Source organism: Nonomuraea sp. NPDC049309, from assembly GCF_043196965.1.
GTDB lineage: Bacteria > Actinomycetota > Actinomycetes > Streptosporangiales > Streptosporangiaceae > Nonomuraea > Nonomuraea fastidiosa.
Genome location: NZ_JBICSH010000005.1, coordinates 96,209 through 121,668, shown reverse-complemented (window position 1 = coordinate 121,668; position 25,460 = coordinate 96,209). Strand labels below are relative to the sequence as shown.

The following is a 25,460-nucleotide window of genomic DNA, read 5'->3' as shown; positions in this document are numbered from 1 at the left end:
TCTCGTACGCACGGCGCGCCGGGCGCCGCACCCCCGCCCGGTCGGCGTCCCGAAGCACTGGAGAGCCCTCATGGATCTGCCGGACGAGTTAGACCTGCCCGACTCCCGATGGAACGGCCTGCGCCAGAGGCCACCGGATGGCACCGACGGCACCGACACCCCGGATCGGTCCTGGAACCGGTTCGCGACGGCGGAGGACAAGCCGCCCTCGCGCTGGCCCCGCAGATTGGCCTCTTTCCTCTCCGTGGTCCTGATGGTGGACATGGTCTTCGCCATGCCCGCCCAGGCCGAACGCCGTTCGGCCCCCGCCGTCCAGCGGGAGAAGCCGGTGACCGGCACCAAGGTCCCGGTCAAGTCGCCGCTTCCCGACCCCGCCGCCGAACAGGCGTGGAAGGCCGCGCCCGCCGTCAGCTGGCCCAAGCCGCAGAAGGCAGAGCTGGGCGGCGCCGCCGCCAAGACGGTCGCGTCGGACTTCCCGGTCCGGCTGGCACCGAGCGCCGACAAGTCCGGCAAGTCGGCCAAGGCCGGGGAGAGCGGCGCGAAGGACGCCACCCCCATCACCGTCGAGCTGCTCGACACCGACCTGCTCGGCCTGGCCATGCGCATCACGCCGGGACAGGGCGCCGCGACCGCCAAGGCGGCGGAGAAGACCCGCGTCGAGGTCGACTACTCCGGTTTCCGCTACGCCTTCGGCGGCGACTACGGCTCCCGCCTGCGCCTGGTGAAGCTGGAAGAGTGCGCGCTCACCGGCGCGGCGAACTGCGCCCCGCCGGAGCCGGTCAAGAGCGACAACAACGCCACCGCCGGCACGGTCACCGCCGAGGTCGAGACCGGCGGCCTGTACGCGCTGACCGCCGCGCCGTCGGGCCCGTCCGGCGACCACTCCGCCACGTCGCTGTCGCCCGCATCCGACTGGAGCGTCGGCACCCAGTCGGGCGACTTCAGCTGGACCTACGACATGCGCGTGCCGCCTGCGCTCGGCGGAGAGGAGCCGGAGATCACGCTCGGCTACTCCTCGCAGAGCGTGGACGGCCGTACCGTCTCCACCAACAACCAGACGTCCTGGGTCGGCGAGGGCTTCGAGCTGAACCCCAGCGGGTTCATCGAGCGCCGCTACAAGGCCTGCATGCTCGACGGCAAGAAGACCGGCGACCTGTGCTGGGACCAGGACAACGCCACGATGTCGCTCGGCAACTCGTCGGTCGAGCTGATCAAGGACGCCACCACCAAGCAGTGGCGCCCCAAGCGCGACGACGGCACCAGGATCGAGCTGCTCACCGGCGCCACCAACGGCGACGACAACGGTGAGTACTGGCGCGTCACCACGCCGGACGGCATGCAGTACACCTTCGGCATGAACCGGCTGCCCGGCTGGAGCAGCGGCAAGCCGGAGACCAAGTCCGTGCAGACCGTGCCCGTGTTCGGCAACAACAGCGGAGAGCCCTGCCACAGCAGCACCCCGGCCAACGCCTGGTGCCAGCAGGCCTACCGCTGGAACCTCGACTTCGAGGTGGACCCGCACGGCAACGCCACCACGTACTGGTACGAGCGCGAGACCAACCACTACGGCCGCAACATGAAGCCCGAGCAGGGCACCCAGTACGTGCGCGCCGCCTACCTCACCCGCATCGACTACGGCTACCTGAGCAGCGAGCTGTTCACCAAGCAGCCCGCCGCTCGCGTGGTGTTCGACGTGGCCGAGCGCTGCCTGCCCAGCGGCTCGATCACCTGCGCGCCCGACCAGCTCAAGAAGGACACCGCGAGCCACTGGCCGGACGTGCCGTTCGACCAGATCTGCGACAGCGGCGCCAAGTGCACCGACCGGCTGGCGCCGACGTTCTTCACCCGCAAGCGGCTCGCCAAGGTCACCACCCAGGTGCGCGACGCCTCGGGCCAGTTCACCGCGGTGGACTCCTGGACGCTGACGCACAGCTTCCCCGCAACGGGCGACGGCATGAGCCCGGCGCTGTGGCTGGCCTCCCTCCAGCAGACCGGGCACGTGGGCGGCACGATCACGCTGCCGCCGGTGACGTTCACCGGCGTGCAGCTGCCCAACAGGGTGGACTCGAACGAGGGCCGCGCCCCGCTGGTCAAGTGGCGGGTGCAGGCCATCGACAACGAGTACGGAGGTGAGCTGCGCATCAATTACTCGGCGGCCGACTGCGAGCCGGGCGACGTGCCCGCCGCGGCCGACAAGAACACCAGGCGCTGCTTCCCGCAGCGCTGGGCGCCGCCGGACGAGCCGGAGGTCACCGACTGGTTCCACAAGTACGTGGTCACCCAGACCATCGAGGTGGACCGGGTGGGCGGCTCGCCGGACGTGGTCACCGACTACGAGTACCTCGACGGCGCCGCCTGGCACTACGCCGACAACATCCTGGTCAAGCCCGAGCACCGCACGTGGGCCGACTTCCGCGGCTTCGGCCGGGTCCGCGTCCGCCGGGGCGACGGCCAGGACGGCAAGCGCACGCTGACGGAGTTCCGCTACTTCCGCGGCATGCACGGCGACCGCCTGGCCGACGGCTCCAAGCGCAGCGTCCAGGTGGAGGACTCCGAGGGCGGCAAGAAGGACGACCTCGACCAGCTCGCCGGGTTCGAGCGTGAGGAGATCCTGTACGACGGCGACGGCGGCGCGGTGCTGACCGCGACCGTCCAGGACGCCTGGTCGGCCAAGACCGCCGAGTCCACGCAGGGAGGCGTCACCAAGACCGCGCACATGGTGCAGCCGAGCTCGATGGTCACCCGCACCGCGATCGCGGGCGGTAAGTGGCGGCGTACCGGCGAGGACCGCACGTACGACACCAACGGCCTGCTGCTGCAGGTCGAGGAGAAGGGCGACCTCGCCACCGGCGAGGACGACCAGTGCATCCGCTACACCTACGCCCGCAACGACACGAGCTGGATGCTCGACTTCCCGAGCAGGGTGCAGAAGGTGGCGGCCCCCTGCGAGACCGGGCCGGCCAAGCTGTCCGCCGACGAGATCGTCTCCGACGAGAGGATCCAGTACGACGGTCAGTCGAACGGCCAGGCCCCGACCAAGGGTGACGTGACGGCCGTGCAGGAGCTCGTCTCGCCCGACGGTGAGACGATGACCGGCAGCACCCGCACGTACGACGTGTACGGCCGCGAGCTGACCGAGACCGACCCGGTCGGCACCAAGTCGGTCACCACCTACAGCCCGGCGACGGGCGCGCTGCCGACGGAGACGACCGAGACCAACCAGCTCGGTCACACCGAGCGCACGCTGCTCCAGCCGGCCTGGGGCGAGCCGATCGCGGAGATCGACGCGGCCGGGCGGCGCGTGGACACGGAGTACGACGCGCTCGGCCGGCTGATCAAGGTCTGGCAGCCTGACCGCAGCAGGGCCGCGGGCCAGTCGCCCAGCACCGAGTACTCCTACCTGGTGCGCAACGACGGCCCGAGCGTCATCACCACCAAGACGCTCAACGCCGACGGCACCTACACCACCAGCCACGAGCTGTTCGACGGCCTGATGCGCGAGCGCCAGACCCAGGAACCCGCGCCCGTCGACGAGACGGCGTCCGACCCGTCGCTGCGCGAGGGCCGCACGATCACCGACACCTTCTACAACTCGCAGGGCGAGGAGTCCAAGGCCAACACCGGCTACTTCGCCACCGGCAGCCCCTCGACCGAGCTGCTCGGCGTGGCGGACACCGCCGTGCCCTCCCAGGTCGTCAAGCTCTACGACGGCGCGGGCGAGGCGAACGCCGAGGTCTTCAAGGTCAAGGGCGTGGAGAGGTACCGCGTCTCGATCAAGGACGAGGGCGACAGGATCCACATCACCCCGCTGCCCGGCGACACCGCCACGACCAGGATCGGCGACGCCCACGACCGGCTCATCGAGCTGCGCCAGTACAAGGGCTCCACGCCGACCGGGGAGTACGACTCCACCAAGTACACCTACGACCGCGCCGGCCGGCTCGCGTCGGTGACCGACCCGGCGGGCAACGTCTGGCGGTACCACTACGACATGCGCGGCCGCCAGATCAAGACCGAGGACCCCGACAAGGGCGTCACGACCACCACGTACAACGACGCCGACGAGGTCGTCACCACCACCGACGCCCGCGGCAGGACCCTCTGGTACGGCTACGACGCGCTGGGCCGCAAGACCCAGATGCGCGAGGGCTCGGAGAACGGCACGCTCCTCGCGGAGTGGAAGTACGACGGGCTCGCCAAGGGGCACATGCACGCCTCCATCCGGTACGTGGACGGGCAGGCGTACAAGGCCGAGATCAACGCGATCGACGCCGACTACCGCACGCTGCGCCAGACCATCACCATCCCGGAACGGGAGGGCAGGCTGGCCGGCTCCTACCAGCTCAACACCCGCTACACGCTCGACGACCAGGTGCAGTCGATCAGCTTCCCCGCCGGCGGCGGCCTGGAGGCGGAGCAGGTCGTCTACACCTATGACGACCTCAACCAGCCGGTCAAGGTCACGGGCCTGTCGGCGTACGTGACCGCGGCCCGCTACAGCAAGCTGGGCGAGACCCTGCAGTACGAGCTGGGCCAGGGCGGCAAGAAGACCTGGCTGACCTACACCTACGACGAGGGCACCCGCAGGCTCACCGGCATGCGGCTGGACCGGGCCGAGGCGTCCAAGAGCGACCTCGACCTGGTCTACTCCTACGACGCGGTCGGCAACATCACCAAGATCGCCGACCGGGCCGACCAGGACACGCAGTGCTTCACCCACGACCATCTGCGCCGGCTCACCGCCGCGTGGACGGCCACCGACGACTGCGCGAGCGGCGCGCCGCAGGACGGCAAGATCGGCGGCGTGGCGCCGTACGCGGTCAGCTACGAGTACGACGTCACCGGCAACCGTACGAAGGAGGTCAAGCACGGCTGGGGCGGCACCTCCGACAAGGTCCGCGCCTTCACCTACCCGAAGGCGGGCGAGAAGCAGCCGCACGCGCTGCAGAGCGCAGGCTCCGACGTGTTCGCCTATGACGAGGCGGGCAACACGATCAGGCGCAAGGTCGGCAACGCCGACCAGACCCTGGTCTGGGACGCCGAGGGCAACCTGGAGTCGGTGACCGAGGGCGGCAAGACGACGTCGTTCATCTACGACGCCGACGGCGACCGGCTGCTGCGCAAGACGCCGACCGACGCCACCCTCTACATCGACGACATGGAGCTGCGGTTCGACTACGCCAAGGACACCGTGGAGCAGACCCGGTACTACACGATCGGCAACGAGGCCATCGCGGTCCGCACGCCGGATGACCAGGTCTACTTCATCGGCAACGACCACCAGGGCACGGCGCAGGCGATGGTGAACGCCGGCACCGGTGAGCCGGCCATCCGCAGGCAGACCCCGTTCGGCGAGGATCGCGGGACACCGCCACCATGGTGGCCGGGTGAACGCGGCTTCGTCGGCGGCACCAAGGACGCCACCACCGGGCTGGTGCACCTCGGCGCCCGCGAGTACGACCCCGCCAACGGCCGCTTCCTGTCGGTGGACCCGATCATCGACGTGGCGGATCCGCAGCAGCTCAACGGGTACGCCTACGCCAACAACAGCCCGGTGTCGATGAGCGACCCCGACGGGCAGATCGTCTGGATCGTGGCCGGCATCGCCGCGCGGGTGGCCGCGCGGTGGGCGATCAAGAAGGCGCTGCAGGCCGCGGCCCGGCGTGCGGCAGCGGCGGCGGCGCGGCGTGCGGCGCTCGCGGCGGCCCGGCGCAGGGCCGCGGCCCTGGCCAGGAAGCGTGCTCTCGAGGCGGCCCGGCGGCGCGCCGCGGAGGCGGCCAGGAAGCGGGCGGCGGCCGAGGCGAGGAAGCGCGCCATCGAGGCGGCCAAGCGGCGGGCGGCCGCCATCGCCAGGCGGAAGGCGGCGCTGGCCCGGCAGCGGGCGGCAGCGGCGGCGGCCCGGCGGCGGGCGGCGGCAGCGGCACGCCGTGCCGCGGCGGCCCGGCGGCGCGCGGCGGCCGCGCGCAGGGCGGTGACCAGGCGGGCGGCCAAGCCCAGGGTGACTCACCGGCAGCGTCCGGCGGTCCGGCCGAGCAGCCGCAAGGCCGTGCAGCGGCAGACGCCGCCGAAGGCGCAGCGGACGCCGGCGAGCAACTCCCAGCCGCGCGGGCTGAGCGAGGCGCAGAAGCGCTCGATCGACCAGCAGCTCGGCCGGGTGCACCCCACCGGGTCGTTCACCAGGGCGGCCCCGAGGGAGGCGGACACCATCGCGCACCAGGGCACCGGCTGGGGCCCGGCGTCGAAGCCGTACACGTCGGAGACGCCGCGCTCGGGCTGGAAGGGCTGGACGGTCCTCTACCGGCTGTGGGAGATCTTCAGGCCGCCGGCCGTGCCTCCGTCCTGATCGATCACCTAGGCGATCGGATCCGAGACAAAGGACGCACCGAGCCCCCGCTTCCGGACGCGACCCGTCCGGGGCGGGGGCTCCCCGCGTCCGCGGCCCGTCAGGAGTGCCGGGCCTCGCGGGGCCCACGGCCGTTACGGCCTCGCGAGGGTGCACGGCCGTTACGGCACGGCGGCGCCGCGGCGGGGACCGGCGTTCATCCGGCGGCCGGAGCCCGCCGGCGCTCGGCGAGCAGCATCGCCACCAGCAGCGCGAACAGCACCGCCAGCTCCGCGAGCCCCGCCCACAGTCCGGCCAGGGCGGCGGCCGGGGCGGCGACCGCGACCACGCCCTTGACCCGCGCCCACGGCAGCCTCAGCACCCGGCGGAACCAGTAGTCGCCCGCCAGGTACAGGGTCACGCCCGCGGCGAGCACGAGTGCCGCCGACGGCTTGAGCGGGTCGGCGGGATGCCCGATCACCTTCTTGATCCCGGCCGACACCGCCACCACGCCGAGCAGCATCGGGATGTGGCCGTAGAAGTAGGCGCCGAGGATCATCCTGGTCCGCCGTACCGGCTCGGTGGCGGCCAGGGTGCGCTCGGCGGCCTGCTCGTCCTCGCCCGCGAAGTACGCCCACCACAGGCACGCGGCCAGGCACAGCGCGAGCACCCCGGCCGCGCACAGGCCGAGGTCGACCGGCAGGTCCTTGGCGCCGATGCCGAGCGCCAGCATCGACTCGCCGAGCACCACGATGACCAGCAGCCCGTGCCGCTCCACCACGTGCGCGGCGCGCAGCGTGAACCCGCGCTGGCCGATGACGTACGGGCTGCCCCACAGCAGGAGCAGCGCGGCCGTCCACGGCAGGTACGACCAGGGCGTCTCCAGGAACCCGGCGACGCCGACCAGCGCCGCCGCGGCGAGGTTGAACGGCAGCACGCGCACGATCGCGCTGGTGGCCTGCGCGTAGAGCGCGCCGTGCACGAGGATCAGCAGCAGGTAGCCGGCGGCGAACGCCACCCCGCCGCCGTGGAACGCGCTCGGGATGGCCAGCGCCATGAGCAGGAAACCGGCCATGCCGAGCAGCACCAGGATCCGCCGCGCAGGACGGGCGGGCGGCACCGCGTTGAGCAGCCAGACGTAACCGGCGTACATCCACCACAGCACGCCGAAGACCAGCAGCGCCCGCAGCGCGCTCTCACCGACGCCCACCGCGGGATGCCCCGGGCGGGGCTCCTCCATGCCGGTCGTCAGCAGCGCGGTGAGCTGGGTGACGGTGAAGACGAAGACCAGGTCGAAGAAGAGCTCCAGGGTGGAGACGCGCAGGTCGGGCTCGTCGGCGGCGTCGCCGGGCCACTCGCTGAACCAGTGAGGGAGCCGCATGCCGGGCCTTCCAGGGGGTTTGTAATCAAGTAATCGAGCGTTGCGGGCATCGTAAAGGATCGGCCCGCACAGGTCATTATCCGGACGAAGGCCGCGAAGATGCCGCCGTCCTGCGGCCGCTCCCGTTCCGGCGGCGACCGCCGCCAGGACGCCCGCGCGCTGCTCCTCGACGCGGGCGTGCCGGGCGGCTCATCGACGCGCGCGCCGGGCGAGGCGCACCGCGACATGAGGGACCTGCCGGCCGCGCTCGAGGCCTGGCGGAAGACACCGGAGGTATTGCGCGCGACGGGCGCCGGAGGTCGCGAAGGTCGCCGCCCTGCTGGAGCCGCACACCGCTCAACAGCACAAAGAAAGCGGGGGCCACGAGCCCTCCGCCACTTTCACTGTATAGCAGATCGCCGGGCCTCATGAGGAACCGGAATGTGGTCCATACTTGCGCGTTGCCAATCGCCCCGACGAACGAGGGAGCAAGAAACGTGCGGTATGTGCTGGGTTTCGACCAGGCCGGCGCGACGGACGCGGCCCGCACCGGCGGGAAGGGAGCGAACCTGGCCGAGCTCTCCCGCGCCGGCGGCGTACGCGTGCCCGGCGGCTTCTGCGTGACCACCGACGCCTACCAGCGGGTCGTGGCCGGCGCGATCGGGCCGCTGCTCGACCGGCTCGACGGCGCGGGCCCCGGCGACCGCGCCGCGATCGCCGCGCTCAGCGCGGAGGTACGGGAGGCCGTCGAAGGCCTCGAGATCCCCGATGACGTCGCCGCCGAGATCGCCGCCGCGCTCGCCCGGCTCGGCGAGACGGCCCCCTGCGCGGTGCGGTCCAGCGCCACCGCCGAGGACCTGCCCACCGCCTCCTTCGCCGGCCAGCAGGACTCCTACCTCAACGTCGCGGGCCTGCCGGAGATCCTGCGGCACGTCCTGCGCTGCTGGGCCTCGCTGTTCACCGAACGCGCGATCACCTACCGCGTACGCAACGGCTTCGGCCACCGCCAGGTGCGCATGGCCGTGGTCGTGCAGCGCATGATCTTCCCCGACGCGGCCGGCGTGCTGTTCACCGCCGACCCCGTCACCTCCAACCGCAAGGTCGCACAGGTGGAGGCCGTGTGGGGGCTCGGCGACGCCCTCGTCTCCGGCCAGGTCACCGCCGACGTCTACACCGTCGGCGACGACCGCGTGCTCTCCTCCGAGATCGCCGCCAAGACCAGCGCCGTCCAGGCGTCACCGGACGGCGGCATCGAGCACGTGCCGATCGAGCCGGAGCGGCGGAACCTGCCGGTGCTCACCGACGAGCAGGCCGTTCGCCTGGCGCGCCTTGGCCGCCGCATCGAGGCGCACTTCGGCCGCCCCCAGGACATCGAGTGGTGCCTGACCGGCGACGAGCTGTACGTCGTGCAGAGCCGGCCCATCACCACCCTCTTCCCCATCCCCGAGGCCGGCGACGACGGCCACCACGTCTACCTGTCCGTCGGGCACCAGCAGATGATGACCGACGCGATGCGCCCGCTCGGCCTGTCGTTCTGGCAGCTCACCACGCCACGGCCGATGACGGAGGCGGGCGGGCGGCTCTTCGTGGACTGCACGCCGCTGCTGTCCACCCGCTCGGGCCGTGCCGCGCTGCTCAACGCCATGCGGACGGCCGACCCGCTGTTCCGCGACGCCCTCGAAACCGTGCTCGAACGCGATTTCGTCCCGCTGAAGGAGGACGACGGCGCACCGCTGCCGCAGCACCTCGCCCCACGCGGCGAGCCCCTTCCGGCCGACCCGGCCATCGTCACCGAGCTCATCCGGCGCAACGCCGGATCCGTCGCGAAGCTGCGGCGCGAGATCGCCGGGCTGTCGGGCACCGCGCTGATCGACTTCATCCAGGACGACCTCGCCGAGCTGCGCCGCCTGCTGTTCGACCCGCGCAGCGGCCAGGTCATCGCGGCGGGCATGGACGCGGCCGTCTGGCTCAACGAGCACCTCGGCGAGTGGCTCGGCGAGAAGAACGCGGCCAACGTGCTCAGCCAGTCCGTGCCGCACAACGTCACCTCGGAGATGGGGCTCGCGCTCCTCGACGTCGCCGACACCATCCGCCCGCACGCCGAGGTCGTCGCGTTCCTCGACCGGGTGGCGGCCGAGGGCCGGCGCGGCGCCGGTTTCCTGGACGAGCTGGCCGGCCTGCCCGGCGGCACCGAGGCCCGCGACGCCATCCGCGGCTACCTCGACGCGTACGGCATGCGCTGCGCAGGAGAGATCGACATCACCAGGACCCGCTGGGGCGAGAACCCCGCCGAGCTGCTGCCCACCCTCCTCGGCAACGTCAGGAACTTCCCGCCCGGCGCGGGCAAGCAGCGCTTCGAGCGGGGCCTGGAGGAGGCACGGCGCAAGGAGCGGGACGTGCTGGCCCGCCTGCGCGCCCTGCCCGGCGGCGAGCGCAAGGCCGAGGAGACCAAGCAGATGATCGACCGCGTCCGCACCTTCACCGGCTACCGCGAATACCCCAAGTTCGGCATGATCAGCCGCTACTTCGTCTACAAGCAGGCGCTGCTCGGCGAGGCCGAGCGCCTCGTCGCCGCCGGCGCGCTGCGCGAGCCGTCCGACGTGTACTACCTGCGCTTCGACGAGCTGCGCGAGGTCGTCGCCACCGGCCGCGCCGACGCCGCGCTCATCGCCGGGCGGCGCGAGGAGTTCCGCGCCTGCCAGGCGCTCACCCCGCCCCGCGTCATCACCTCCGACGGCGAGACCCTCACCGGCCGCTACCGCCGCGCCGACCTCCCGCCGGGCGCGCTGCCCGGCATGCCGGTCTCCGCCGGCACCGTCGAAGGCCGCGCCCGCGTCGTCACCGACATGGCCGAGGCCCGCCTGGAGACCGGCGACATCCTGGTCACCGCCTACACCGACCCGAGCTGGACCCCGCTGTTCGTGGCCGCCGCCGGGCTGGTGACCGAGGTCGGCGGGCTCATGACGCACGGCGCGGTGGTCGCCCGCGAGTACGGGCTGCCCGCGGTCGTCGCCGTGGACCGCGCCACCCGGCTGATCCGCGACGGCCGGCGCATCCGCGTCCACGGCAGCGACGGCTACGTCGAACTCCTCGACTGATCGCGGAATGCGGGGTGCGGGTCCGGGCCACAGTATGATCAACCGTTTCATGCGCTCCGCAACGTTTTCGCGGGAGGACAAGCGAAATGGTCGATGACTTAAACGCCGGTGCAGAGCAGAACGCGCTGGGCCGCACACCGAGCCGGACCCTCCGTACCAGGATCGCCGCAGGAGCCTGCGGCCTCGTGACGGCCTCGATCCTGACGGCGTCGATCGGGGCCGTGCCGGCGCAGGCGAGGCCGGAGCCCGCAGCCCGCCCTGTCGTGACCGCCGCCGCCGAGCGGCCGATCGAGAAGGTGTGGCCGAAGGCCGTGCACAAGGTGCCGGGCCGCCTGCCCGGCGGCGGGCACGCGCGGCCCGTGGCCATGCTGGGCGCCGGCCGGCTCCTGCTGACCTCCGAGTCCCGTGCCGAACGGGCGAACGCCCTGTACGTCCGCCACCTCCGCGGCGGCAAGACGGTGAAGCTCGCCGGCATCCCCCTGCCCAAGGGCACCACGCTCTTCCCGTCCGGCTTCACCGCGGGCCACGGGAAGATCGCCTGGTGGACGGCGCGCGGCACCAAGGCCAGGACCGCCGACATCTGGACCGTGCCGGAGGGCGGCGGCAAGGCGCGCAAGGTCGCCTCGGTCCCGCTGCCGCCGCCCTCGCCCGCCGGGGACATCACCGGCCTGGCCGTCACGCGGAAGGGCTTCGCCTGGTCGGTGGGCGACCGGGGCGTCTACACCGTCACCGCAGCCGGTGGCAAGCCCAGGCGCGTCGCGGGGACGAAGGGCCTGCACCTGATGCGCTGGCCGTGGGCGGGCTCGCCGGGCCCCCGCGACCCGAGGACGGCTCCGTACCAGTCGATCAGGAACGTCGAGACCGGCGAGACCCGCGCCGCCCCCGCCGGCACCGCCGTGGCCTGCGGCGTCTCCCGCTGCGTCACGCGGTCCGGCGGCTCGTCCACCGGACGCGTGCTGGGCCGCGACGGCCGCCCGCAGGGCACGGTGAACGTGGACGGGATACGTCCGCAGCCGCTGCTGCGCGACCGGTTCGCGGTGGCGCAGACCCCCGGCCGGGCACTGATCCACGACCTGCGGTCGAAGACCACCGTCGTCATCAAGGGCATCGACACGCGCGTCGGCCACGTCACCGCTCCCGCCGACGACTTCGTGCGCTTCGCCCGTCCCGGCGGCGCCTACCTCATCGTCGACCTCGCCTCCGTGCGGTGAGGCCGGGCCGGGCTCGCGCGCTCCTTCTCGCGCGGTAGGCGCGGCTCATCCTTGCGAAGGAGGTCACGGCATACCCCTCGGGGGCATGGTGGAAGGGGCGAAGAACACGACCCGGCCTACGAGGAAAGAGGCGCACGGATGCTGCTCATCGACGTATACGTCCCCAAGGGAGCCTTCACCGAGGAGGAGCGGCAGGCGCTGGGACGCCGGCTCATCGACACGTTCCTGGCCGAGGACGACGGCGGCCACGCCCAGGAGGTGCTCGACGCCCAGCGCACGATCACCCAGGTGCTGGTGCACGAGCCCGCCACCTGGATGCTCGGCGACCGGCCGCCCGCCGACCCCGCCGATCCGCCCCGCTACCTCGTCCGCATCACCGTGCCCGCCTCGTGGCGCAAGGAGATGTGCGAGCCCGTCCCCGGCCTCGTCATGAAGGCGCTCGCGGCGACCGAACGGGCGGCCGGGCGCGACCCCGGCCGCCTGGAGCGCGAGCCCCACGCGGTCATCCTGCTCGAGGGCATCACCGAGGGCGGCATCGGCGTCTTCGGCAGGTCGATGAGCAGCATGGACCTCATGGAGTACGTCTCCCGCCCGTACCGGGACAGCGCCAAGGAGGAGCCGGAGACCACGATCGATCCGATCTGCGGGATGGTCGTGTCACTCGACGGCACCGCACTCACTCTGGAGCACGACGGCGTCCGGTACGGCTTCTGCAGCGGCCTGTGCCGCCGCGCCTACGCCGACGAGCACGGCCTGTCCCTGGCCCGCGAGCGGAGCTGACCGCCAGCCGTGCGGGAGTCCGGGAGCGGGCCGCGGCGGGCCCTGCCGGAACCGGCCTCGCGGGTCCCTCCGTCGCAGGTGAGCGCGGCGGTCCCGGCACGGCCGGGGCATGCGCGGGCGCAGCGTCCACGGCTATCCACCGGAGCGCGTGACCCGCCACGGTCCCGTCGAGCGAGTCAGCCGTCTCCAGCACGCCCCCGGCCTCCCGGCCGCCGGGTGGCTCCGCCCTGATCTCGCCGTGTGGATCTGCCGCCCCCGCCGTCCGTGGTGGCGACGTAAGCGCCGGGGTTCGCGGAGCGGCGAGGTGCGGGGCGGGTGAGTCCGGCTGCCGTGACACTCATCAGATGACATTGCAGGACCCTGATCGCATCGAGCCGGTTCCTGCATGGCTTTGACGTGTGATTTCTCGGTGAGATCGCCGATCGAGCGCCGTTCGGTGTCCGCTGTCCGTTGTGGACATATCTGATATGTGCGAAAGTCCTCATCGGGAAAGGGCCGAGCAGCGGCAGGGGACACGATGGGCGACACGAAGGACGGCGGCAAAGAGCCCAACGGCGAGTCGCGCACCGCGAACGTGGTGCGCCGCCTGGAGGCGCTCATCTTCGACGGCGACCTGCAGCCCGGCCAGCTGCTCCCCTCGGAGGGCGAGCTGGCCGCCGAGATGGGCGTCAGCCGGCTCACCGTACGCGAGGGCGTCCGCACCCTGGAGGCCCGCGGCCTGCTCGAAGTGCGGCGCGGCCGCAGGCCCGCCGTCGCCCACCCCAACGCGGCACCGCTGAGCGGCTTCTTCGCCGCCTCCCTGCGCCGCGACCCCCGCAACCTGCTCGAACTCATCGAGGTGCGGCTCGCGCTGGAGGTCCACGCCGCCACGCTCGCCGCCCGGCACGCCACCCGCACCGCGCTGACCTCGCTTGAGCTGGCCTTCGACACGATGCGCCAGGCCACCGACGAGGAGTCGTTCAACCAGGCGGACGTGCGCTTCCACGCCATGCTCGCCGCCGCGAGCGGCAACCAGATGATCAGCTTCCTCATCGAGGCGATGGACGAGCCCATGCACGAGAGCCGGCTGCGCAGCCTGCGCGGTCACCTCGCGAGGGGCCGTTCGATGGCCGACCTCATGGACGAGCACGCCCGCATCCTGACCGCCGTACGCGAGCGCGACGCCCGCTCCGCCGCCGAGGCCATGCGCGAGCACCTCGTCCAGACCCGCATGGACCTGCGCGCCTTCCTCGCCCTGCCCGCCGCCGCCGGCCGACGCTGACCCGAGCCTCAGTACCGCTGGAGAAAGAGTGAAGATCACCGAAGTCGGCACCGCCGTCGCCGGCACCCCGCGGCGCGAGCTGACCGTCGTCGAGCTCACCACCGGCGACGGGCTCCGCGGCCTCGGCGAGCGCACCCCCGCCTGCGCCAACGGCCGGTACCAGGGCGAGCGCGACCCCGGCAGCACCGCCGAGCAGGCCGCGGGCGTGGTGACGAAGGGCTACCGCGGGCTGAAGACCGACCCGTTCGGCGCGGCCACCGCCGAGCCGCCCGCCGCGCAGCCGCCCAGAACCTGCGACATCCTCACCGCCGTACGCGCGGCCGCCGGCTCCGACATGGAGCCGGCGGCCGGCTGCTTCGCGCCGCCCGCCGAGCCGGGGCGCGGCGTCACACTCGACAGGCAGGCGTGCACCCGGCATCCGCGTACGAACGCGCACTTCACCCTCGTACGCGACGGCTGGGAACGCCGCGACGGCCACAACATGACGGAGGTGGGAGCATGAGCGGCGTCGGCGTCGGCGACGGTGGAGGTGCGGTTGTGAGTGGTACTGAGGGTGGAGGTGCGGTTGTGAGTGGTACTGACGGTGGAGGTGCGGTTGTGAGCGGCGCCGGCGGCGGCATGCCGCGTCCGGCCGAGCTGCTGGCCTCGCTCGGGCTGCCCGCGGGCGACCTCCACGACCTGCCCGCTTCCGCCAAGCGCTTCCCCGACGGGGCGCAGTACCGCGTGGAGATCCCCAGTGTCGAGGGACCCGAGTGCCTGGCCGCGGTGCTGGAGACGGCCCGCACGCTGGGCGTGCCGGTCGCCCGCGTCTCCCAGGGCACGGGCGTCGGCCTGCTCACCGGCGACGAGCTGGCGGAGATGGCCTCGCTCGCCGCCTCGGCCGGGGTCGAGGTCAGCCTGTTCGCCCGGCCCTGCGCGGGCTGGGACGCCTCCGCGATGGCGCGCAGCGCCGCCGGCTCCATCCTCGCGCCGGCCGCGCGCGGCCAGGACCAGGTCGCGGCCGTCATCGACGAGATCCTCCGTGCCGCCGAGTACGGCTTCCGCAGCGTGCTCATCGCCGACATCGGCGTCCTGTCGATCTTCGGCAGGCTCCGGTCGGCCGGGCACCTGCCGTCCGATATGCAGGCCAAGGTCTCCGTCATGCTGCCCGCCGCCAACCCCGAGTCGGCGCGCATCCTCGAGGACCTGGGCGCCGACAGCCTCAACCTGCCCACGGACCTGACGCTCGCCCAGATCGCCGCGATCCGCGCCGCCGTGGACATCCCGCTCGACGTGTACGTCGAGGCGCCCGACAATGTCGGCGGCTTCGTCCGCCACTACGAGCTGCCCACGCTGGTGGAGGTCGCCGCGCCCGTTCACGTGAAGTTCGGCCTGCGCAACGCCCCCGACGTCTACCCTGCGGGCACCCACCTGCTGCCCACCACGGTGGCGCTGTCGCGCGAGCGGGTCCGCCGCGCCCGCCTCGGCCTCGACCTCCTCGCCCGGCACCGCCCCGACGCACGAGGCACCGCCCCCGGCGACGAAACCGCCCACCTCCGCATCCCGGTCCCCACCGCCCACCCCTGACACCCCGCCGATCCGCCTGGCGGGGCGGGCGGCCCGCCGACAACGCACCGAGCCGCTCCGACGGCTCGCGGCGCCGCCCCGCCACCCTGCCGCCACGCGACGCCCGCCGACCCATCAGGACGGCCCGCCTTGGGCCGCCCCGACTCGGGCCGCCTCGCCTCAGGTCACCTGCCGCCGTGGCCGGCAGCCAGTGCTTGTGAGCCGGTGTCGTAAGCCGCGCCTGGCGGGGGCGTGCGCGTGGCCACCGCCTTCGGGGCGCCCTGGCCGCGCTCACAGCGTCGGCCGTGGCTGCGCCCAGAGCGTCGGCCGCCGCTCGTCTCCGGGCGACGGCCGACGCTGCGTTCTGAGGTCTGCGCTCTAAGGTGGGTCGTCGCCGCGGTCAGCGGGCCGCTGCAGCGGCGGCCTTCTTGATGGTTTCCGCAACCTCGTCCGGGGAGACCTGCCAGGGGGCACCGTGGCCGGGCAGGACCCAGGACGCCTTCAGGCCGGCGAGCCGTTCGAGGGAGGACAGCGCCATGGCCGGGTCGTCGGTGAACGGTGCGGGCTGGGGGCCGACGCGGCCGGTGAGGACGTGCCGCGTGGTGAGGTCGTCACCGACGAAGACCGCGTCGGCGATCTCGACGTGGACCGCCACGCTGCCCGGCGAGTGCCCCGGCAGGCCGATGATCTTCGGGCTGCCGGGCAGGTCGAGGACGTCACCGTCGTTGATCTCGGTGACCTCGCGGATGTACTTGGCGCGCAGGCCGTTCTTGCGCAGGCCGTAGGCGAAGAATTGGATCGTCGGGCCGATCCGCAGGGGCGGCGTGGAGACCTTGGGCTTCTCGCCGGTTCGGGCCCGCACGGCGTCACCGGAGTGCACGAACACCGGTACGCCGTGGGTGCTGCGCAGGCGTTCGGCGAAACCGATGTGGTCGGAGTCGCCGTGCGTCAGGATGAGCCCGCGGATGTCGGCCTCGGTCTTGCCGATGGCGCGGAGCTCCTGCTGCAGGTCCTGCCAGTGGCCGGGCAGGCCCGCGTCGATCAGCGTGATGCCCTCGGGCGTGTCGATCAGGTAGCACGCCACGATGTCATTGCCGAGCCGGTGCAGATGAGGTGCGAGTCGCATGGGGGCCTTCTCTTTCGAGCCCTGATCGGGCTAGCTTGATGGCTAAGGTAATTAGCCATCATGGCTAACGTCAATAGCCATCAGAAGGGTTGTATACGGGTGCCCACCCCGGAGAAGACCTCGCTGACCAAGATCGTAGCCGCCGGGCGCGAGCTGCTGGAGGAGGTCGGCCGCCAGGGACTGACCATGCAGAGCGTGGCAGAACGAGTGGGTGTGCGGGCCCCATCCCTGTACAAGCACGTCGGCAACCGCGCCGACCTGCTGCGGGCCGTCGCCGAGGCCATCATCGACGACCTGGCCGCCCAGGGCGAGGCGACCGGCGGATCGCTGGAGGAGCTGCTGCGCTCCTACCGGCGCTTCGCCCGCGCCCGTCCCGAGGGATTCCGGCTGATGTTCGCGCCTGAGGCGCCGCCCGACGCGCTCGTCCGGCTGATCACACCGGTGGTGGAGGCGTCCGGGCGGCTGGCGGGGGAGGAGCACGCCCTGGAGGCCGCGCGTACGGTGACGGCCTGGGCCACCGGCTTCATCGGCATGGAGCTGAACGGCCTGTTCCGGATGGGCGGCGACGTGGACCGCGCCTTCGAGTACGGCCTGGCCGCCATCCTTCGCGCGCTCCGGGACGACCGCGGGCCGGCGGAAGCGGATAGTTGCCCGCCGCCTGGGGAAATGGGCAGGTGAAGGCCGTGCGCGACGCCCGCCATGGCCGGGCCGTCCAGCCGGCGGCAGAGAACGCGCCGGCGCCCGGCGTACGTACCGGACGGTGACGCGCAGAGACGCGGGCGTGCGGGACGCCGCGCACGCACCGCCTCGGGGGAGGAGGCGCAAGATGCCCGCATCGACCGTCGTCGGCTTCGACGGCTCGCGTACGGCGTGGTCTGCGCTGCGCTGGGCGGCCGAGGACGCCGCCCGCCGGGAACTGGGCCTGCGGATCGTCCACGTACGCGAACCCTGGTGCGCCGAACACCCGATGGACGCCTCCGCCGAGACCGACACCCTGACCGCGCGCTGCGAGAAGATGCTCGCCGACGCCGCCGCGCGCGCCCGCGAGGTGGCGCCGCGGACGCCGGTCTCGACGGCGCTGATCACGGGCGCGGTGACGGAACGCCTCGTGACCGAGTCGGAGTCGGCCGACACCGTGGTGGTGGGCAGCAGGGGGCTGGGCGGGTTCGCCGGCCTGGTGCTGGGCTCGGTCGGGCTCGGCCTGGCCGGGCACGCGGCATGCCCGGTGGTCGTGGTCAGGAGGATGCCGCGCGCTCCGGGCGGCGACGTCGTCGTGGGCTACGACGGCTCACCGGCGGCGGAGCGGGCCCTGGAGTACGCCGCCAAGCAGGCCGTCGCCCGCCGGAGCCGCCTGCTCGCGCTGCACGGCCTGCGCTGCCCGCCCGCCGCCCCGCACCCCGCCGGGTTCGGCCCGCTGATGACGGTGGACGACGGCGACGAGATCGCCCGGCGGCTGGGGGAGTGGCGGGACACGCACCCCGGCGTGGAGGCGTCGGTGTCGCTGAGCTTCGAGCACCCGATCGCGGCCCTGTCGGCGGCCTCGCGCACGGCCGAGCTCGTGGTCGTGGGCGCGGTGGGGCTCACCGGGCTGCCTCCGGGGCGGCTCGGCTCGGTGGTGCACAGCGTCCTGCACCGCGCGCACTGCCCGGTGGCGGTGGTCAACGGCCCGAGCCCGTCCGCCTGACCCCGCCATCGCCTTCCCGTCAGGTCGTGTGCAAGCTCATGCGGGAAGGTCACGCCGAACGCGGGCGTACCACCGCGACCGGGCACACCGCGTGGTGCAGCAGGCCATGGCTCACCGAGCCCAGGACGGCGGTGGCGAAGCCGCCCCGCCCCCGCGAGCCGACGACGACGAGCTCGGCCGAGCCGGAGGCGTCGGCGAGCGCGGCGACCGGGTGCGCCCGCACCTGCGACCCCTCGAACCGCACGTCGGGGTATTCACCGGACCAGACGTCCAGGCGCTCCCGCGCGGCGTCGCGGTCCTCGGCGAAGGTGTCGGTGAACAGGTCGGCGAACTGCGGGCCGTAGGTGGCCAGGATCGGCTGCGACCAGGCGTACACGACCAGCACGGTCGCGTCGCGGGCGCGGGCCTGCTCGACGGCGTAGCGCAGGGCCTCGCGGGCGGTGTCGGAGCCGTCGTCGCCGACCACGATCTTGCCGTGCCCCGCGGCGGTCTCGGCGCCCGCGCGTACGACGACGACGGGCCCTTCGGCGTGCCCGGCGACGGCGAGGCTGACCGAGCCGAGCGCGAGCCCCGCGAACCCGCCGACGCCCCGGCTGCCCAGCACCACGCTGTCACCGGTCACCGCCTGGCCGAGCAGCGTCTCCACCACGTTGCCCTCGAGCAGCTCGGTGACCACCTCCTGCGCGCCCGCCGCGCGCGCCCGGTCGGCGGCGGCCTGCAGCGTGCCCTCGCAGTACTTCAGGCCCTCGGCGCTGCCCCGCCGCTGCTCGCACACGTGCACGAGGCGCAGCGGCAGGCGCCTGCGCCGGGCGTCGGCGGCCGCCCATTCCACGGCCGCGTGGGACGGCGTCGAGCCGTCCACGCCCACTACGATCGGTCGGCTCACTCCACTCCTCCTCGCGTGCCCGGTCGAGAAAACGGCTGCCCAGGTACGCGGTCGCGAGCCTCACGGGAGGGTAAAGGCTCGGCCCCGCCATGCTTGCCCCGCGCCGGGTTTGCCGGGACGGCCGCCGGTCAGAGGGTGTCCATGGGGGGACTCGTCATCGCAGGCACCGACGGCTCCGCTCCCGCCACCGCGGCGGTGGAGTGGGCGGCGGACGACGCCCGGCGCAAGGGCGCCGAGCTCCGCATCGTGCACGTGCTGGACCGCGGGCCGTACGCCATCGATGGGGTGGCCGTCCCCATCGAGCCCGAGGACATCCTGATGCGGGCCGCGGAGAAGGTGCTGAAGCAGGCGGAGACGGCCGCGCGCGCCCGGGGGCCCGAGGTGCGGATCACTACGAAGGTCATCGAGGGGGTGCCCGGCGCCGTCCTGCTCGACCAGGCGCGCGAGGCGGACCAGCTCGTCATCGGCGACCGCGGGCTCGGCGGCTTCGCCCGTGCCCTGCTCGGTTCGGTGAGCACCCGATTGGCGGCGCACGCCCCGTGCACGGTGGTCGTGGTGCGCAGCGAGCCGGGCGAGCCGTCGGGCGAGATCGCCGTCGGCGTCGACGACTCCGAGTGCAGCGAGCCGGCGATCGCGTACGCCTTCGAGCAGGCCGCGCTGCGGAGCGCGACCCTTCACCTGGTCCACGCCTGGCAGGTCCCGGTGCACGCCTTCGCGCCCGAGATCTCGTACGAGGCCGACACGGTGCGCGAGAGCGTGCGGGAGATGGTCCGCTCCCGCACCGCCCACTGGCAGGCCGAGCACCCCGAGGTGCGGACCGTGACGGACACTCCGTGCGCGCACCCCGTGGACGCCCTCACCGGTGCCGACTACGACCTGGTGGTCGTCGGCACCCACGGCAGGGGACCGATCGGCGCGTTGCTGCTCGGCTCGGTCAGCAGGGGCGTGCTCCACCACGCGCGCCGCGCCGTCGCAGTGGTGCGCCGCGCCAAGGAGGGGCCGTGAACGTCGAGTCGATGACCGCCGCGCACGCCATGAGCCGGATCCTGGTGGTCGTCTCCCCCGACGAGTCGCCGCTGATGGCCTGGGAGCTGATGCGCCGGGCCGACGTGCACCACCTGCCCGTCGTGGAGGACGGTCACGTGCTGGGCATCCTGACCCGCGAGCGGCTCGCGGCCTCCTGGACGTGCGAGCCGGACCGGCAGTCCGCCCGCCCCGTGCGCTCGCTGCTGGAGCGCGTGCCGCTGCCCCGGGTGCGCGCCGACACGCCGCTGACCAGGATCGCCGCCCTCATGGTCGACACCTGCTGCGACGCGGTGCCGGTGCTGTCGGACGGCGGGCTGATCGGCATGGTCACGGCGCGCGACGTGCTGTCTGCGGTCGCCGGGCGCGTCCGCGACGCCGGGGAACCCGGCGAGCTCATCACCGGGATGTTCCGCCTCGAACCCCTGCTGCCCGGCCGGAATCGTTAGGGGTGCGGGACCTTCGTCCCTTCGACCGGGGTCGTTCGCCGCTCACGGGGCAGGCGAGGACGAGGGAACGTAGGACGTGGAAGCGAGGTGGACGTCATGTCGATCCTGGTCAAGGACGTCATGGGCCGGGTGGCCATCGCCGTGCTCCCCGACGCGACGTTCGCGGAGATCGTGGCCGCGATGCGGCGTTACGCGGTGGGCGCGGTCACCGTGATCGACGAGGAGCGGCGCCCGATCGGCGTGGTGTCGGAGGCCGATCTGCTGCTCAAGGAGATCGACCCGGGGCGGCACGGCGTGTCGATGTTCGAGTCGCGGACGCAGCGCCGCGAGCACGACAAGGCCGCCGGGGTGACGGCGGGCGAGCTGATGAGCGCACCGCCGATCACCGTCACCCCCGAGACCAGGGTGCGGGACGCGGCGGGGCTCATGCACGCCAAGGGCGTCAAGCAGCTCCCGGTCGTCGATCCGCAGACCGGGCGCATCGTCGGCACCTTGCACCAGCGCGACGTGCTGCGCGTCTTCACCCGCCCGGCCGCCGAACTGGAGAGGGAGGTGCGGGCCGTGCTGCCGGAGGACGGCCGGTTCACCGTCAGGATCGACGGGGGCGTGGTGTGGCTGGGCGGCCGGGTGCGCCGCAAATCGCAGGCCATCGCGGCCGCCGAGGCCGTACGCGGCGTCGAAGGCGTGGTGGACGTGGTCTGCGAGGTCAGCTACGACGACGACGACCTCATGGCCATGCCGCCGCTGCTGTAGCGACTCCGGGGAGAAGCCGATGAGAACCCGATCGCCGAAGCAGGCGCTGGAGGCCGCGGTGGACGCGGCCCGCTGGGCGCCGTCCGTGCACAACACCCAGCCCTGGACGTTCGCCGTTTCCGGCGAGGAGATCGCGCTGCGCGCCGACACCGCCAGGCGGCTGACCGCCGAGGACGCCTCCGGCAGGGAGCTGGCGATCAGCTGCGGCGCCGCGCTGTTCACGATCCGCACGGTGCTGCGCTGCGAGGGCTACGAGCCCGTCGTGCGGATCCTGCCCGACCCCGACCGCCCGGCCCTGCTGGCCACGATCGCGCTGGGCGGGGAGATCGAGGTGGACGAGCACACCCGGATGCTCTGCGGCGAGATCGAGCGCCGCCGCACCCACCGGGCCGGCTTCGCCGCCATGCCGGTGCCTGACCGGCTGATGGACGCGCTGGCCAGGAGCGCCGCGGAGGAGGGCGCGCGGCTGACGCCCGTACGCGACCCCGAGGCGATCCGCGTCATCGCCGGGCTCACCCAGGCGGCCCAGGGCGTGCAGCGGCGGGAGCAGCGCTTCGACCTGGAGGTCATCGCGTGGGCACGCCCGCCGGGCAGCAGCCGCCCCGACGGCGTGCCCGCCACCGCCTACCCGCGCGAACCCGCCCGCACCGAGCCCGAGTTCCCGCAGCGCCACTACGCCTGGCGGCACGGCTGGGGCGCGGAGGGCGGGCACACCGAGACGGAGACGGGCGTGGTGGCGGTGCTCACCACCCGGGCCGACGGCCGAGCCGACTGGCTCGCCGCAGGCCAGGCGCTGCAGCACGTCCTGCTGCACGCCTCCGCGTACGGGGTGAGTGCCGCCTTCCACACGCAGGCGCTGGAGATGGACCCGCTGCGGGACTTCCTCCGCGACGAGCTGCTGTCGGGGGAGCACCCGCAGATGATCATGAGGCTCGGTGTCACCTTCGACGACGTCGGGGAGATGCCGCGCCGCCCGCTCTCCGACGTATTGACATGACCCCGCCGGCGAGACGACCCGCGCGGCGCCGCGGAGGAGGTGCGTGATGGCCGGACACGTCGTGCTGGGCTACGACGGCTCGGACTTCTCCATGCAGGCCCTGGACTGGGCACTCGACGAGGCCGAGCTGCGCAAGCTGCCGCTGCTGGTCGTGCACGCCTGGCAGTGGCCGTACGGCGAGGCGGACGAGGAGGCCAAGTCCCACCTGGGCAAGGCGGCGGAGCACGTGATGTGGCACGGCGCGGAGTGCGCCAGGCAGACCAGCCAGGGCCTGCAGGTCGACACCGACCTGTACGAGGGGCCGGCCGCCGAGCGCCTGGTCGAGCTCTCCGAGGGCGCCGAGCTGATCGTGGTCGGCTCGCGCGGGCTCGGCGCGCTGCCCCGCGCGGTCGTCGGGTCGGTCGCCGACTACACCGCCGCGCACGCCGCCTGCCCCGTCATCGTCGTACGCGGGCCGGGCCCGCTGCCGCTGCCGCAGAACCCCGGGCCGATCGAGGTCACCGACCCCGACCCGAGCCCCGCCGTCCTGGAGTTCGCCTACCGCGAGGCGCAGCTGCGCCAGGTCGGCCTCGCCGCCCGGACCGACCTCACGGAGTGGGCCCGCAGCCATCCCGGCGTGCGGATCGAGACCGCCGCCGACCACCCGCCCGCCACGCTCATGGTGGTCGGCCGCGCCCCGGCCGGCCGGCCCGGCATCGCCCGCCACCTGCTCCAGAGCGCGCCCTGCCCGGTCGCCGTCGTGGGCACCGCGGATCAGGCCCCGGATCAGGATCCGGATCAGGAAGACTGAGCCGGTCGCCGGACGACGACGATCGCGACGGCCAGCGCGCAGACCGCGAACGCGCTCGCCGCCCCGAACGAGGTCGCGATGACGCCCGCCAGACCCGCGGGTGAGCCGGGGGCGGCGTCGCGGGCTGCCGCGCCGAACACCGTGACGAGGACGGCCAGCCCGAGCGAGCTGCCCGCCTGCTGCATGGTCTGCACGGTCGCGGCGGCCGCGCCCGTCTGGTGCGGGCGCAGCCCGGCGAGGATGAAGGAGTTCAGCGGCACGAAGGTCACGCCGATGCCGATGCCGACGAGGATCAGCGGGCCGAGGACGCCGGTGGCGTACCCGGACGTCGCCGAGAGCCGGGTGAGCCAGAGCAGGCCCGCCGCGATCGCCACCGTGCCCGACGCCGTGACGGCCTTGGGACCCAGCCGAAGCAGCAGCCACGGCACCGCACGTGCGGTGACCAGCGCGGTGAGCGCCAGCGGCAGGAACGCGATCCCGGTCGCCAGCGGGGTGAAGCCTTTGACGGTCTGCAGGTACTGGGTGAGGAAGAAGAACATCCCCAGCATGGTCGCCGCGATCAGCAGCATGTTGAGGTACGCGGCGGCGCGGTTGCGGTCGCGGAACAGCCCGAGCGGCAGCAGCGGGTGCGCCGCGCGCGCCTCGGCGAGCAGGAAGAGGGCCAGCGCGGCGAGCGCGGCGGCGAGCGCGGCCGGCGCGGTCCGATCGCCCCACCCCGCCTCGCCGGTGCGGACGAGGCCATAGACCATCGCCGTCATGCCGGCCGTGCCGAGGACCGCACCGGCCACGTCGAGCCCGGTCCGGTGCTTCGGGACGGGGCGTACGTACCGGAGCGCGAGCGCCACGATCACCACGCCGACCGGCACGTTGACGAACATGACCCAGCGCCAGGACGCCAGCGAGGTGAGCAGCCCGCCGAGGATCAGCCCGGCCGACAGGCTCAGGCCGGACACCGACGAGTAGACCGCGAGCGCCCGGGTCCGTGGCGCGCCCTCCGCGAAGTTCGCCGCGATCAGCGCCATCATGTTCGGCGCGGCGAGCGCCGCCCCCACTCCCTGCACGGCCCGTGCGGCGAGGAGCACGCCGGGCGCCGTCGCCAGCCCGCCGGCCAGCGACGCGACGGTGAACAGGGCGACGCCGCCGATGAAGACCTCGCGCCGGCCGAGCGCGTCGCTGATCCTGCCGCCGAGCAGCAGCAGGCCGCCGAAGGCGAGGGTGTAGGCGCTCACCACCCATGACTGGGCGATCGCGGACATCCCGAGCGCGAGCCTGATCTCCGGCAGCGCCACGTTCACCACGGTGATGTCCAGGCCGATCATGAGCTGGCAGGTCACGATCGCCGCCAGTGTGAACCCCAGGTGCCTGTCGCCTGCCGTCTCGGCCGCGGGCGCCTGCCCGGTTTGACGGACGTGTTCTGGCATGTCGCTTCCTCGCATTGCTGTCGAGTAACCGGAGGGGTGCTCCGATTGGCGAGCATATGGAGGCCCCCTCCGATTCGCAAGGGTGGAGGAGCGGCGGCCCGCGGTCTCGGCACGCGAAGGAGCGGGCCGCTCGTACGTCAGGCGGGAGGGTGCGGGCCGCTCGCGCGTCAGGCGGGAAGGCGCAGGCCGCTCATGAGGAGGTCGAGCATGCGGTCGGCATCGTCGGCGGCGCGCGGCGACCGCTCGGTGGCGAGCGCGATCGCGTTGGCGAAGCGCAGCAGGTCGCTGACGGTCACGGTGTCGCGGACGACACCGTGGACGCGGGCGTGCGTGAGCAGGTCGTCCGCGGTCCTGCGCAGGCCCGCGCAGGAGTCGGCGAGATCGGGGCTCATGCCGTCGAGACTCGCCGCGACCGAGGCCCCGAGGCCGCGGAAGCTGGTCAGCTCGGAGACGACCAGGCGCAGCCAGTCGAGCAGCGCGGCCTCAGGTGAGCGCGTCTCCAGCAGCTCGGCGCCCTTCGCGCTGAGCCGGTCGAACCGCTCGCGCAGCACCGCGTCGATCAGTGCCTCGCGGGTGGGGAAGTGCCGGTACAGCGTGCCGATGCCGACGCCGGCGCGCCTTGCGACCTCGGTGAGCGAGGCGTTGACGCCCTGCCTGGCGAAGGCGTCCTGGGCCACGTGCAGGAGCCGCTCGTAGTTGCGGCGCGCGTCGCTGCGCATGGCGGGCGTTCCCGGGGCGGAATCGTTCATCACGG

General features: G+C 73.2%; 19 protein-coding genes. 14 read left to right on the top strand and 5 right to left on the bottom strand.

All coding sequences use genetic code 11. The annotated features are described in order from the left end of the window. Positions 1-70: 70 nt before the first annotated feature. Complete coding sequence (locus tag ACGFIM_RS28915) at positions 71-6,343, top strand: RHS repeat-associated core domain-containing protein (RefSeq protein WP_393206222.1); 6,273 nt, start codon at positions 71-73, stop codon at positions 6,341-6,343. A gap of 196 nt (positions 6,344-6,539) precedes the next feature. Here ACGFIM_RS28915 and ACGFIM_RS28910 read toward each other — a convergent pair whose 3' ends face one another. After that, complete coding sequence (locus ACGFIM_RS28910) at positions 6,540-7,703, bottom strand: low temperature requirement protein A (RefSeq protein ID WP_393206219.1); 1,164 nt, start codon at positions 7,701-7,703, stop codon at positions 6,540-6,542. A 476-nt stretch (positions 7,704-8,179) separates the two neighbouring features. Between ACGFIM_RS28910 and rph the strand changes: the two genes are divergently transcribed. From rph to ACGFIM_RS28880, 6 genes are all read left to right on the top strand, one after another. Next, positions 8,180-10,780, top strand: a complete 2,601-nt coding sequence (rph, locus tag ACGFIM_RS28905) for a rifamycin-inactivating phosphotransferase (protein ID WP_393206216.1) — start codon at positions 8,180-8,182, stop codon at positions 10,778-10,780. An 86-nt stretch (positions 10,781-10,866) separates the two neighbouring features. Then, positions 10,867-11,991 carry a hypothetical protein gene (locus tag ACGFIM_RS28900; RefSeq protein ID WP_393206213.1) on the top strand — a complete coding sequence of 375 codons (1,125 nt, stop codon included), beginning with the start codon at positions 10,867-10,869 and terminating at the stop codon, positions 11,989-11,991. 138 nt (positions 11,992-12,129) lie between these two features. Next, on the top strand, positions 12,130-12,771 hold the full coding sequence (locus ACGFIM_RS28895) for a hypothetical protein (protein ID WP_393206210.1): 642 nt from the start codon (positions 12,130-12,132) through the stop codon (positions 12,769-12,771). A gap of 517 nt (positions 12,772-13,288) precedes the next feature. Beyond that, positions 13,289-14,032, top strand: coding sequence for a FadR/GntR family transcriptional regulator (locus tag ACGFIM_RS28890; protein WP_393206207.1), 744 nt, complete (start codon positions 13,289-13,291; stop codon positions 14,030-14,032). A 28-nt stretch (positions 14,033-14,060) separates the two neighbouring features. Continuing rightward, on the top strand, positions 14,061-14,534 hold the full coding sequence (locus tag ACGFIM_RS28885; RefSeq protein ID WP_393206204.1) for a hypothetical protein: 474 nt from the start codon (positions 14,061-14,063) through the stop codon (positions 14,532-14,534). Positions 14,535-14,629: 95 nt separating this feature from the next. Then, positions 14,630-15,598 carry a U32 family peptidase gene (locus ACGFIM_RS28880; RefSeq protein WP_393206202.1) on the top strand — a complete coding sequence of 323 codons (969 nt, stop codon included), beginning with the start codon at positions 14,630-14,632 and terminating at the stop codon, positions 15,596-15,598. Between the two features lie 379 nt (positions 15,599-15,977). Here the strand turns inward: ACGFIM_RS28880 and ACGFIM_RS28875 are convergent, their stop codons facing one another. Then, positions 15,978-16,703, bottom strand: a complete 726-nt coding sequence (locus ACGFIM_RS28875; RefSeq protein ID WP_393206199.1) for an MBL fold metallo-hydrolase — start codon at positions 16,701-16,703, stop codon at positions 15,978-15,980. A gap of 60 nt (positions 16,704-16,763) precedes the next feature. Here ACGFIM_RS28875 and ACGFIM_RS28870 point away from each other — a divergent pair, with 60 nt between their 5' ends. Beyond that, positions 16,764-17,381 carry a WHG domain-containing protein gene (locus ACGFIM_RS28870; RefSeq protein WP_393206196.1) on the top strand — a complete coding sequence of 206 codons (618 nt, stop codon included), beginning with the start codon at positions 16,764-16,766 and terminating at the stop codon, positions 17,379-17,381. Between the two features lie 148 nt (positions 17,382-17,529). After that, positions 17,530-18,387 (top strand): universal stress protein, encoded by an 858-nt coding sequence (locus ACGFIM_RS28865; protein WP_393206193.1) that lies wholly within the window; start codon positions 17,530-17,532, stop codon positions 18,385-18,387. Positions 18,388-18,436: 49 nt separating this feature from the next. On the opposite strand, the gene ACGFIM_RS28860 is transcribed toward ACGFIM_RS28865, so the two are convergent. Beyond that, positions 18,437-19,273, bottom strand: a complete 837-nt coding sequence (locus ACGFIM_RS28860) for a universal stress protein (RefSeq protein ID WP_393206190.1) — start codon at positions 19,271-19,273, stop codon at positions 18,437-18,439. Positions 19,274-19,414: 141 nt separating this feature from the next. Here ACGFIM_RS28860 and ACGFIM_RS28855 point away from each other — a divergent pair, with 141 nt between their 5' ends. The 5 genes from ACGFIM_RS28855 (at position 19,415) to ACGFIM_RS28835 (ending at position 23,285) form a co-directional block, all read left to right on the top strand. Further along, entirely contained in the window at positions 19,415-20,278 is an 864-nt protein-coding gene (locus ACGFIM_RS28855) for a universal stress protein (protein ID WP_393206187.1), read from the top strand. After that, entirely contained in the window at positions 20,275-20,745 is a 471-nt protein-coding gene (locus tag ACGFIM_RS28850) for an HPP family protein (RefSeq protein WP_393206184.1), read from the top strand. The genes ACGFIM_RS28855 and ACGFIM_RS28850 overlap by 4 nt, the downstream gene beginning before the upstream one ends. Positions 20,746-20,841: 96 nt before the next feature. Beyond that, complete coding sequence (locus tag ACGFIM_RS28845; RefSeq protein WP_393206181.1) at positions 20,842-21,498, top strand: CBS domain-containing protein; 657 nt, start codon at positions 20,842-20,844, stop codon at positions 21,496-21,498. A 19-nt stretch (positions 21,499-21,517) separates the two neighbouring features. Then, entirely contained in the window at positions 21,518-22,495 is a 978-nt protein-coding gene (locus ACGFIM_RS28840; RefSeq protein ID WP_393206178.1) for an Acg family FMN-binding oxidoreductase, read from the top strand. 46 nt (positions 22,496-22,541) lie between these two features. Then, a complete protein-coding gene (locus ACGFIM_RS28835) occupies positions 22,542-23,285 on the top strand; it encodes a universal stress protein (protein WP_393206175.1) in 744 nt (247 codons plus the stop codon). Here ACGFIM_RS28835 and ACGFIM_RS28830 read toward each other — a convergent pair. Together ACGFIM_RS28830 and ACGFIM_RS28825 are read right to left on the bottom strand one after the other, a co-directional pair. Then, positions 23,273-24,706 carry an MFS transporter gene (locus ACGFIM_RS28830; RefSeq protein WP_393206172.1) on the bottom strand — a complete coding sequence of 478 codons (1,434 nt, stop codon included), beginning with the start codon at positions 24,704-24,706 and terminating at the stop codon, positions 23,273-23,275. The genes ACGFIM_RS28835 and ACGFIM_RS28830 overlap by 13 nt on opposite strands. Before the next feature lie 167 nt (positions 24,707-24,873). Continuing rightward, positions 24,874-25,455, bottom strand: coding sequence for a TetR/AcrR family transcriptional regulator (locus ACGFIM_RS28825; RefSeq protein WP_393206169.1), 582 nt, complete (start codon positions 25,453-25,455; stop codon positions 24,874-24,876). Between the last annotated feature and the right edge of the window lie 5 nt (positions 25,456-25,460).

Excerpts from the sequence above, each read along its gene's own strand:
- ACGFIM_RS28915 (WP_393206222.1), top strand. The coding sequence starts at position 71 with ATGGATCTGCCGGACGAGTTAGACCTGCCCGACTCCCGATGGAACGGC.
- ACGFIM_RS28910 (WP_393206219.1), bottom strand. The coding sequence starts at position 7,703 with ATGCGGCTCCCTCACTGGTTCAGCGAGTGGCCCGGCGACGCCGCCGAC.
- ACGFIM_RS28900 (WP_393206213.1), top strand. The coding sequence starts at position 10,867 with ATGGTCGATGACTTAAACGCCGGTGCAGAGCAGAACGCGCTGGGCCGC.
- ACGFIM_RS28895 (WP_393206210.1), top strand. The coding sequence starts at position 12,130 with ATGCTGCTCATCGACGTATACGTCCCCAAGGGAGCCTTCACCGAGGAG.
- ACGFIM_RS28890 (WP_393206207.1), top strand. The coding sequence starts at position 13,289 with ATGGGCGACACGAAGGACGGCGGCAAAGAGCCCAACGGCGAGTCGCGC.
- ACGFIM_RS28875 (WP_393206199.1), bottom strand. The coding sequence starts at position 16,703 with ATGCGACTCGCACCTCATCTGCACCGGCTCGGCAATGACATCGTGGCG.
- ACGFIM_RS28870 (WP_393206196.1), top strand. The coding sequence starts at position 16,764 with ATGGCTAACGTCAATAGCCATCAGAAGGGTTGTATACGGGTGCCCACC.
- ACGFIM_RS28865 (WP_393206193.1), top strand. The coding sequence starts at position 17,530 with ATGCCCGCATCGACCGTCGTCGGCTTCGACGGCTCGCGTACGGCGTGG.
- ACGFIM_RS28855 (WP_393206187.1), top strand. The coding sequence starts at position 19,415 with ATGGGGGGACTCGTCATCGCAGGCACCGACGGCTCCGCTCCCGCCACC.
- ACGFIM_RS28845 (WP_393206181.1), top strand. The coding sequence starts at position 20,842 with ATGTCGATCCTGGTCAAGGACGTCATGGGCCGGGTGGCCATCGCCGTG.
- ACGFIM_RS28840 (WP_393206178.1), top strand. The coding sequence starts at position 21,518 with ATGAGAACCCGATCGCCGAAGCAGGCGCTGGAGGCCGCGGTGGACGCG.
- ACGFIM_RS28835 (WP_393206175.1), top strand. The coding sequence starts at position 22,542 with ATGGCCGGACACGTCGTGCTGGGCTACGACGGCTCGGACTTCTCCATG.
- ACGFIM_RS28830 (WP_393206172.1), bottom strand. The coding sequence starts at position 24,706 with ATGCCAGAACACGTCCGTCAAACCGGGCAGGCGCCCGCGGCCGAGACG.
- ACGFIM_RS28825 (WP_393206169.1), bottom strand. The coding sequence starts at position 25,455 with ATGAACGATTCCGCCCCGGGAACGCCCGCCATGCGCAGCGACGCGCGC.